Raw genomic sequence first — 7,950 nt, 5'->3', positions numbered from 1 at the left:
GCGTTCCCACTCGGTCACATGTTCCACCGGATTGAGTGAAACGGCATCATCGCCCTGGCGTGGCGAGGGTGGGAGCGCGCAGAGTTGTCAGTGAGGCCAGGTCAGTGGGGCAGCCCACGGGTCCGTTGACGGCTGGTCAACGGACCCTGAGCTGACTGCCGAACGGGCGAAGGGGGAGGTGATGGCCCGTGATGGTGAAGACCCATGCCAAGAGGGGGCGTCAGGTGACGCACCGTTCGGTCCGGTGTGTGGTGCCGTCAGTTTCCGGACCTGGAGCCCAGGTACGTCTGATCCCTGCCACGGCCTTCCGTGGAGTGTCCCCCCTGCGTCCCCGCTGCGCGGGCGAGCTCGATGTCGAGCGCCTCGCGCCGGATGCGCTGGTCCATGTAGAGAAGGGCCGTCACACCCGCGCTGATCGGGAAGGTGACGGTCGAGCTGATCACTCCGCCGACACCGACCACGACCAGGAAGGTCCAGCCGACGGAGACGGATTCACCGGACAGCCAGTTCATGGCGTTGTCCTGGCCGATCACCGTGGCGACCAGGCTGGTGGGAAGCTCGACGATGGCGCCGACGATCAGGACCAGGACAAGGGTCAGCAGCTGGATGCCGAAGACGCGCCCCCACGCCCCGCGCACCAGCTTGGAGGAGCGTCGCAGGGAGTGGACGATCCCCTGCTTCTCGAGCATCAGCGCGGGAGGGGCGAGGCTGAAGCGGACCCAGAGCCAGGCGGCGACACCGGCCCCGGCGAGCCCGCCCAGGGAGGCGAGTGCGGCGCCTTCGCTGGGCACGCCCGCGGCGGCCAGCAGCAGACCCGGCGTCATACCGGCGGCGATGATCGCCACGGCGATGGCGGGAATCAGGAGGATCAGCCCGCACAGCTGAAGGAGGTAGGGCCGGGCCCCGGCCCATGCCTCCCGGGTGGTCACGGACCGGCCCAGCACCGCCCGTGCGGCGACTACCGTCAGCAGCGCGGTGGTGAGGATGGTTCCGAGGACGCCGAGCAGCAGGGTGATGCCGCTGTCTCCGAGCGCGTTGCCGATGGCTCGCATCGCCTGGCCGATGGTGAGGTCCCGTTCGTCGAGCACATCGGTCCCGTTCCCGCGGGCGTCGTTGAACCAGAGCCCCGTGGCGGCCGTGATCAGGCCCTGAGTGACGATCGAGACGAGCAGCGAGATGCCGAGGACCGTGCGCCAGTGGGCACGCATGATGGACACCGCGCCATCCAGGATCTCGCCGGCCCCGAGCGGGCGCAGGGGGATGACGCCGGGTCGGGGAGCGGACAGCTGTTGCCAGCCGGTGCCCCAACCGCCGCCCGGCGCCGGAGCGGACGGCATCGGCGGTGGGGTGGTGCGTGGTGCCGATGTGGTCCAGTGACCGGGCGGCGGCTGACGCCGGGCCCATGTGGCGCCCCATCCGGGCTGCTCCGGTACGGGCTGGTCGGCGCGCTCGCCCTGCTGCTGAGCGCCGTGGTCCGGTGGGTCGGAAGGGGAAGATCCGGGCGGGGCCCAGCCCGGAGAGTCATTCATCGTCGCTCCGTAGGTTGTTCGTTGACCGGCCGCGGCGTCCGCGGCGGACGGATGGCAGCCATCGTGCCACGGTGCCTGGGACCCCGTGCCGGCCACTGGGACTGGTCCGGCACTTCAATAGTCGGTGGCGCACAGGGCAGACTGGGCGGATGGCTGATCAGCATCCGGTGTCCCCGGAAGGTCCCATATCTCCTGCTGCCTCGGCGCTGCGCTGGGAGGAGCCCCCGGAGGGACCCGTACTGGTACTTCTCGACCAGACCCGGCTGCCCGCCGAAGAGGTCGATCTGGTGTGCACCGATGTGCCGGCGCTGGTGGAGGCGATCCGCTCCCTCGCCGTGCGGGGCGCTCCACTGCTCGGCATCGCCGGGGCATATGGTGTCGCGCTCGCCGCGGCCCGGGGTTTCGATGTGGACGAGGCCGCCGAATCGCTCGCCCATGCCCGTCCCACGGCCGTCAACCTCGCCTATGGCGTTCGCCGCGCCGCCGCCGCGTACCAGGCCGCGGTCCGGGACGACGCGGACGAGGCTCAGGCCGCCGCGGCGGCCCTCGCCGAAGCCCGTGCCCTGCACCGGGAGGATGCCGAGGCCAGCGATCGCATGGCGGCCCACGGTCAGGCGCTCCTCGAGGAGCTGCTGCCCGCCGGCGGCCATCGGATCCTCACTCACTGCAACACCGGCGCTCTGGTCTCCGGGGGCGAGGGCACCGCCCTCGCCGTGGTCAAGGCGGTGCACCGGGCGGGGCAGCTGCGGCGGCTCTGGGTGGACGAGACCCGGCCCCTGCTGCAGGGGGCACGGCTGACCGCGTACGAGGCGGCACGCGCCGGTATGGCATACACGCTGCTCGCCGACAACGCGGCGGGTTCCCTGTTCGCGGCGGGTGAGGTGGACGCGGTGCTGATCGGGGCGGACCGGATCGCCGCGGACGGCTCGGTGGCCAACAAGGTGGGCAGCTATCCGCTCGCGGTGCTGGCTCGTTATCACCATGTGCCGTTCGTGGTGGTCGCACCAACCACCACGGTCGACCCGGCCACTCCCGACGGCGCCGCCATCGAGGTCGAACAACGCTCCGGACATGAGGTGACGCACATCACAATTCCTTACGTTCCCGCTGTCGGGCACGTGGCGGGCACCGGAGTGCCGGTCGCGCCGCTCGGCACACAGGCCCACAATCCCGCTTTCGACGTCACACCACCGGAGTTGGTGACGGCCATCGTCACGGAGCAGGGGGTGGTCTCGCCGGTCACCGCGGACGGTATCGCCGAGCTGTGCGCCAGGTCACGATCGGGTAATGGGATGATGTCGATATGAAGGGACGCGTCCTTGTCGTCGACGACGACACCGCACTGGCAGAGATGCTCGGCATTGTGCTGCGCGGCGAAGGCTTTGAACCGTCGTTCGTGTCGGACGGCGACAAGGCTCTTGCCGCCTTCCGCGAGACCAAGCCCGATCTGGTGCTGCTCGATTTGATGCTGCCCGGGCGGGACGGCATCGAGGTCTGCCGGCTGATCCGGGCCGAGTCAGGCGTGCCGATCGTCATGCTCACGGCCAAGAGCGACACGGTCGATGTGGTGGTCGGGCTGGAGTCCGGGGCGGATGACTACATCGTCAAGCCGTTCAAGCCGAAGGAGCTGGTGGCGCGGATCCGGGCGCGGCTGAGGCGTTCCGAGGAGCCGGCGCCGGAGCAGCTCGCCATCGGCGATCTGGTGATCGACGTGGCCGGGCATTCGGTGAAGCGGGACGGCCAGTCGATAGCGCTGACTCCGCTGGAGTTCGATCTTCTGGTGGCGCTGGCCCGTAAGCCCTGGCAGGTCTTCACCCGTGAGGTGCTGCTGGAGCAGGTGTGGGGTTATCGGCACGCGGCCGACACCCGGCTGGTGAATGTGCATGTGCAGCGGCTGCGGTCGAAGGTCGAGAAGGACCCGGAGCGCCCGGAGATCGTGGTGACCGTGCGCGGTGTCGGCTACAAGGCCGGGCCCAGCTGAGATGACGGGTGGCGGTACCGCGCCGCGGCCCGGTGGAGCGGGAGGCGGGGCTCCGGAGGGTGCCCGGATGGGGCGGCCCGACCCTGCGGGTGAGATACCGCTGCTGCGGAGGTTGTGGAGCGGTGGGCATCTGCTGCCCGACGGGGCGTCCGGGGGACCGGCCCACCCGCTGATCCGGTTGTTCGGCCGGTGGGTGCGCCGGCCGCTGCTGCCCGCCGCCCGGCTGTGGCGGCGGAACATCCAGCTGCGGGTGGTCGCCACCACGTTGCTGATGTCGCTCGGTGTGGTGCTGCTGCTGGGCCTGGTGGTCATCGGGCAGGTGCGCAACGGTCTGCTGGACGCCAAGCGCCATGCGGCGCAGGGGCAGGCCGTGGGCGGGTTCGAGGTGGCCGAGCAGATGGCCGACCGCAAGAGCGATACCCGCGGCCAGGACGGCGCGGGGGCCGATGCCCAGGACTCCGGCACCTGGCTGAACGCGCTGGTGGAGCAGCTCGCCAGCGGTGGCAAGGGCGCGTACTCGGTGGTGGCGCTCAGCTCCGACTCGGGTGAGACGCCGTATGTGGCCAGCCGGGGGCCGCGGGCCTCGGGCGATGTGCAGCCGGACAGTGTGCCCGCCGATCTGCGGCGGCGGGTGGACGAGGGACGGACCGCGCCGTACGAGCGGTACGGGAAGATCGTGCACGCCGGCTCCGGCGGCTCCGAGCCCGCGTTGATCATCGGCAAGCGTCTGGACGACAACAACGGCGATGCCTACCAGCTGTACTACCTCTTCCCGTTCACCCAGGAGGAGAAGTCGCTGAGCCTGGTCAAGGGCACTCTGGCCACGGCCGGGGTGTTCGTGGTGGTGCTGCTCGGCGCCATCGCCTGGGTGGTGGTCCGGCAGGTGGTGACGCCGGTGAGGATGGCGGCGGGGATCTCCGAGCGGCTGGCGGCCGGGCTGCTCCAGGAGCGGATGAAGGTCACCGGGGAGGACGACATCGCCCGTCTCGGCGAGTCGTTCAACAAGATGGCGCAGAACCTCCAGCTCAAGATCCAGCAGCTGGAGGAGCTCTCCCGGATGCAGCGCCGTTTCGTCTCCGACGTCTCCCACGAGCTGCGCACCCCGCTGACGACCGTGAGGATGGCGGCGGACGTCATCCATGAGGCGCGTGAGGACTTCGACCCGATCACCGCGCGCTCCGCCGAGCTGCTGTGGGGCCAGGTCGACCGTTTCGAGTCGCTGCTCAGCGATCTGCTGGAGATCAGCCGGTTCGACGCGGGCGCGGCGGCCCTGGAGGCCGAGCCGATCGATCTGCGGGATGTGGTGCACCGGGTGGTGGACGGTGCCGAGCCGCTCGCCGAGGCCAAGGGCACCCGGATCGTGGTGCGGGGCGCCGAGGCGCCGGTGGTCGCGGAGGCGGACCCCCGCCGGGTCGAGCGGGTGCTGCGCAATCTGGTGGTCAACGCCGTGGAGCACGGTGAGGGCCGCGATGTGGTCGTGCGGCTCGCGGTGGCGGGCGGTGCGGTGGCCGTCGCGGTGCGGGACTACGGCGTCGGGCTCAAGCCCGGCGAGGCGACCCGGGTGTTCAACCGCTTCTGGCGGGCCGATCCGGCCCGTGCGCGCACCACCGGCGGCACCGGTCTGGGGCTGTCGATCGCGGTGGAGGACGCGCGGCTGCACGGCGGCTGGCTGCAGGCGTGGGGCGAGCCCGGCGGCGGTTCGCAGTTCCGGCTGACGCTGCCGCGCACCGCTGGGGATGTGCTGCGCGGCTCGCCGATTCCGCTGGAGCCCGAGGACTCCCGGCGCAACCGCAGGCCGGTTGACCCCGGGGCCCCGCAGGCCCCGGCGGAGCATCCGGTGGCGGTGCCCGCCCAGCCGCGGTCCGCGCTGCCGCCCGCCGACGCCGCGGCGCCGTCGGCCGATCCGACGGCCCTGCCGGGCAATGGGGCGCGGGTGGTGCGCGGCGGGCCGGAGGCGCCGTCCGACGGGCCGCAGGGCGGCCAGGGGCCGTCCGCCCGGCAGACGACACCGAACGAAGGGGAGAGCCGACCTCGTGGACGCTGACCGTGGCGACCGTCACCGCTTCCGCCGCCGTGTGGGCCGCCCGGGCCGCCGGGTCCTGAGCGCGTCCACGCTGCTGGCCTGTGGTGCGCTGCTGCTGTCCGGCTGTGCCTCGATGCCCGACAGCGGCGATGTGCGGCGGGTCGACTCCTCGCCGAGCTCCGATGTCGATTCGCAGGTCCGGGTGTACGGGGTGAGTCCGGGCAAGGGCGAGCAGCCCGCCGAGCTGGTCTCCGGCTTCCTGGAGGCCACGACGAGCGACGAGGAGAACTTCGGCACGGCGAAGGAGTACCTGACCAAGGGGGCGGCCAAGCGGTGGCAGCCGTTCGCGGCCACCACCGTGCTGGAGCAGGCGCCGGACGTACGGGTCGAGACCGATCCGGGCGACCGGGACGGCAGCGGTAAGACGGTCGTGCTGTCCGGCAAGCGGATCGCCGTCGTGGACGCCACGCACGCCTACAAGCCCGATGAGCAGCCGTACGAGGAGCGTATCCACCTCACCCTGAGCGGTTCGGAGTGGCGGATCGACGGGCCGCCGCGGGGGCTGATCCTCGGTGAGTCCGACTTCCAGCGCATCTACCGTTCGGTCAACAAGTACTACTTCGCCGATCTGGGCCCGGACGCCGAGGGGTCCAAGGCAGGGAACAGCGTCCTGGTGGCCGATCCGGTGTATGTGCGGCGCCGTATCGACCCGGTCACCGCGACCGTCAAAGCGCTGCTGGACGGTCCGACGGGGTGGCTGGAACCGGTGGTCAGCACCTCCTTCCCCAGCGGTACGGCGCTGGGCCGCCGGGACGAGCGGCTGTCGCTGGACGATTCGAAGGCGCTGAAGGTCAGGCTGAGCGACCGGGCGGCGCGTGTCAGCGGGGCGCGCTGTGCCCGGATGGCGGCGCAGACCCTGTTCACGGTCCAGGATCTGGGCGAGGGGACGTCCCAGGTCAGCTCGGTGCGCCTGGAGCGGCAGAACGGTTCGGAGCTGTGTGCCCTCTCCCGGGACGCGGCGCGTGCGTACGCCCCGGACGGGGTCGAGGGCCATCCGCGGCACCAGTATTTCGTGGACTCCGATCATCGGATGGTCCGGCTGTCCGACGACGAGGATCGGCCACAGCCGGTTCCGGGGCCGTTCGGCGTCGATGGCGCGGGTCTGGGCTCGGTGGCGGTCTCCCGCGACGAGCGGGACGCGGCGGGGGTCACCGCCGACGGCCAGGCGCTCTACGTCACCCGGATGGCGTCCGGTGCCGAGCGCAGCAAGGTGTTGCTGCGCAGCCAGGGCGGCAGTGTGGAGCACGGTCTGACGGCGCCGAGCTGGGACGGGCTGGGCGGTCTGTGGGTGGCCGACCGGAATCCGCGGCAGCCGCGGTTGTTCCGGCTGCGGGGCGGTACCGGACCGGCGGACGAGGTGGAGCTGCCGAAGCTCGGCGGTGGCTGGATCACGGCGCTGCGGGTGTCCGCGGACGGCTCCCGGATCGCGATGCTGGTCAAGCGGTCCGGTCACACCACCCTGCGACTCGGCCGGATCGAACGGCGGGGGACGGCGGCCGCCCCGGAGCTGTCGGTGCGGGCGCTCAAGGCGATCGCGCCGAAGCTGGAGGACGTCGACACCTTCTCCTGGGCGGGCGACAGCAGGCTGGTGGTCGCGGGCCGGGAGTCGGACGGGGTGCAGCAGCTCCAGTACGTGGAGACGGACGGCTCTCCGGCGAACGTCCCGGAGGTGCCGGGCCCGAACGGTGTGCAGTCGATCGGTGCCTCGGAGGACCAGACCCGGCCCCTGATCGCCGAGACCAGGGAGAACGGCATCGTGCGGCTGCTGCCGAACACCGACTGGAAGACCGTGGACCAGGACGGTTCGGCCCCGGTCTACCCCGGCTAGGCGGCTCCGGGAGCGCTGCCCTCTCCTGGGCCACCCCACCCGGTCGGGGGTGGCCGGTTGTCCACATGCGCGCGGTTGTCCACAGGGGGTGGCGCGGGGGCGCGGGCGCCGGGACAGTGGTGTGCATGCGGGTCTGGTGGCAGGAGATCGCCGAACTGGTGCTGCCGGCCGACTGTGCCGGATGCGGTCGGCCGGGTGGCGCCCTGTGTGACCGCTGTCGTGGGGCGCTGGACGGGTCCGGGGCGCGCCGGGTGGAGCCGAGCCCGGCGCCGCCGGGGCTGCCGGTGGTCCATGCGGCGGTGGATTACGCGGACGAGGCGCGGGCGGTGCTGCTCGCGCACAAGGAGCGGGGAGCGCTCCGGCTGGCGCGGCCGCTGGGCGAGGCGCTGGCGGGGGCGGTGCGGGCGGCCTGCTCCGGTCCTGGGCGCGGTGCGGGGCGCCGCCCGTGGACGGCGGCGGGGGCATCGGGTGCGGTGTCCGGGGCGAGACGGGGTGGGGGATGGGGTGCTGGTGCTGGTGCTGGTGGGGG

The 7,950-nt window shown here is 72.0% G+C and carries 6 protein-coding genes; 5 read left to right on the top strand and 1 reads right to left on the bottom strand.

The window, feature by feature from the left end:
• Nucleotides 1–257: 257 nt before the first annotated feature.
• Nucleotides 258–1,337 (bottom strand): DUF7847 domain-containing protein, encoded by a 1,080-nt coding sequence (locus AXW62_RS38350; protein ID WP_252368889.1) that lies wholly within the window; start codon nucleotides 1,335–1,337, stop codon nucleotides 258–260.
• 341 nt (nucleotides 1,338–1,678) lie between these two features.
• Between AXW62_RS38350 and mtnA the strand changes: the two genes are divergently transcribed.
• The 5 genes from mtnA to AXW62_RS42110 form a co-directional block, all read left to right on the top strand.
• A complete protein-coding gene (gene mtnA / locus AXW62_RS38345) occupies nucleotides 1,679–2,836 on the top strand; it encodes an S-methyl-5-thioribose-1-phosphate isomerase (protein ID WP_060948425.1) in 1,158 nt (385 codons plus the stop codon).
• Nucleotides 2,833–3,510, top strand: coding sequence for a two-component system response regulator MtrA (gene mtrA / locus AXW62_RS38340; protein WP_014061181.1), 678 nt, complete (start codon nucleotides 2,833–2,835; stop codon nucleotides 3,508–3,510). The genes mtnA and mtrA overlap by 4 nt, the downstream gene beginning before the upstream one ends.
• Nucleotide 3,511: 1 nt before the next feature.
• Entirely contained in the window at nucleotides 3,512–5,554 is a 2,043-nt protein-coding gene (gene mtrB / locus AXW62_RS38335) for an MtrAB system histidine kinase MtrB (RefSeq protein WP_370682973.1), read from the top strand.
• Entirely contained in the window at nucleotides 5,544–7,421 is a 1,878-nt protein-coding gene (locus AXW62_RS38330; protein WP_174556479.1) for an LpqB family beta-propeller domain-containing protein, read from the top strand. The genes mtrB and AXW62_RS38330 overlap by 11 nt, the downstream gene beginning before the upstream one ends.
• Before the next feature lie 125 nt (nucleotides 7,422–7,546).
• A partial coding sequence (locus AXW62_RS42110; protein WP_370682972.1) for a ComF family protein occupies nucleotides 7,547–7,950 on the top strand: 404 nt, incomplete at its 3' end.

The organism is Streptomyces hygroscopicus subsp. hygroscopicus, from assembly GCF_001553455.1.
Classification (GTDB): domain Bacteria; phylum Actinomycetota; class Actinomycetes; order Streptomycetales; family Streptomycetaceae; genus Streptomyces; species Streptomyces hygroscopicus.
This window is presented reverse-complemented; position numbering and strand designations above follow the sequence as displayed.